Origin of the sequence: Endozoicomonas atrinae, assembly GCF_001647025.1 — a bacterium.
GTDB lineage: Bacteria > Pseudomonadota > Gammaproteobacteria > Pseudomonadales > Endozoicomonadaceae > Endozoicomonas > Endozoicomonas atrinae.
In genome coordinates, this window is the sequence record NZ_LUKQ02000612.1 from 1 (window position 1) to 1,037 (window position 1,037).

At 55.6% G+C, this 1,037-nt stretch carries 2 protein-coding genes; both read right to left on the bottom strand.

Annotated features, from left to right (window positions below):
• Positions 1 to 61 precede the first annotated feature (61 nt).
• Positions 62 to 733 (bottom strand): replication protein P, encoded by a 672-nt coding sequence (locus AK963_RS29530; RefSeq protein WP_066018786.1) that lies wholly within the window; start codon positions 731 to 733, stop codon positions 62 to 64.
• Positions 726 to 1,037 (bottom strand): hypothetical protein (locus tag AK963_RS34100; RefSeq protein ID WP_202969939.1); only part of this gene is annotated, 312 nt, incomplete at its 5' end. The genes AK963_RS29530 and AK963_RS34100, both read right to left, overlap by 8 nt.

Below are 1,037 nucleotides of genomic sequence, written 5' to 3' on the forward strand. Positions count from 1 at the left end.
TTGGCCAGTAACTGCTCCGGGTTCTCTTTGCCCTGGCCGACAATCCTGTCCTGCCACTTGCTCATGATTCGTCCCTGTTGCCTGTGGATAAGCCCAATGCTTTTAAGCGGTTCAGGTACTGCCGCCGCCCGCCCTGTGGATTAATGCCCTGTTGCACCATGACCTGCTGGTGGATCTGCTCGTTATGGCGCACGCTTTTCTCGAATGGAGTCAGCTCCACGTTCTGGTGTTCGATGGCTTCCACGGGCTGCTCGCTGCCGGTGATGAACATCCGCATGACCACTCGCTGGTATTCCTTCTCAAACCGCTTTTTCATGGTGCGCTGCTCATCCGGACTGGTGGCGTTGCGAATGTCGAACCACTTGGTATATTGGCCTGCGATAAATACTGCCCGGTGTGACCAGCTGTGCTGCAGGGGCTCATGGCTGTGGTTCTGCACTTCCAGCCAGGCGTCGTGTAAGTCGGGCATCCCGAAGTCTTCCGGCTGTGGCTTGCACAGGTTGATCACCGCAGCGATGTTCGGGAACTTCCAGGCCTGCGGGTCGTCGGTCATGGCTCTGCGCAACTTTTGAAAACCGGCGTCCATCTGGGGTCGGTTCAGGTCAGCGATGTCCTGTCCCCACTCCTGATAGGCTTCATGCAGGGCTTTGTTGTTTGGGTATTGAACCTTGAAGGCTGACCCGTAAACCCGACCAAGTCGAAAGAAAAAATACTCCACTAGTTTTTCATTCAAATCCGTTGCAGATCCTCTCCCAGAGTTCGTCCGGTGTGCCTGAGAGGTCTTTGTCGAAGATGCTGAGGGCATTCTTGCCACGCTGGTGGTTTTCTCGGTTCGCATCCATGCTCTCCCGGTTGATAGCGTTGTTGATAAAACGGTCGATCTGGTCAGCGTTTTTGAAAATTACATGCAAGCCGTCGTACCGCTGGCCACGGTCGTTGTCGCCCATGTTGTGGGGGGTGTAGCTGCAGCCGAGGATGGCGGTCTTCAGGTCATTGACGGCATAGCCGGTTTTCAGGGCGTTGCGGATCAGCTTCCG